Annotated in this window: 1 pseudogene; it reads left to right on the top strand. The window is 46.8% G+C overall.

What is annotated here, in order from left to right:
* A pseudogene (locus ACTHUR_RS13860) lies at positions 1-629 on the top strand (ImpA family type VI secretion system protein); the annotation flags it as partial.
* Positions 630-735 lie beyond the last annotated feature (106 nt).

Genomic DNA, 735 nt, shown 5'->3' with positions numbered 1-735 from the left:
CCCCTGAAGGGGTAAATATTGAATACGATAGTCGCTTTTTAGAGCTTCAAAGCGCTGCCGAAGGGAAACCGGAAAGACAATATGGCGATACCATCATCCCTGCTGAAGAGCCTGATTGGGCAACAGTAGAGAAGCTGTGCAATCAATTGCTGGCTGAATCGAAAGACCTTCATGTTTTAGCCTATTACACACAGGCTCTTACCGCAAAACACGGGCTGGTTGGCTTTTGCGCCGGCTGCGAAGCCATCAAAACCAATGTGGATTTGTATTGGAAATCCCTATATCCCAAACTCGAAGATGAGGACGGCGAACCCGACCCGTTTTATCGAATCAATGCATTAAGTGCATTCACGACACTTGATGGCATCGCCAAAGAAGTATTTTCAGCTAAATTATTAGTAAACGGACTGACCCAACAGCCTATTACCGTTAAAGAAGCAGTTTCTGTCTTGCAAGGCAATGACCCTCAAAGTTATCCGGGCGGCAAAGAACGTTTGATGCTCGATATCAGGGTAAGTGCCGATACCGGTAAACCGGAATTGATTGCCTTAATCCAGGCATTAGACCATCTGAAAGATATTCAAAACACTTTCTCGACCCAGCTGCAAGACGAACACTCACTCAAGTTTTAAGTGGTTCAAAAACCGCTTACCCTGATCCGCAGAGCCATCAATTACAACGGTGTAGGTGTCCTGTGGTTGTGGTATGCTGGGTAGGTGGGGTGGTCTGCTGGGG

The sequence above is a fragment of the Neisseria sp. P0021.S007 genome, assembly GCF_051956855.1.
The sequence above is the reverse complement of the archived record's forward strand: the minus strand, read 5'-3'. Positions and strand labels throughout refer to the sequence as shown.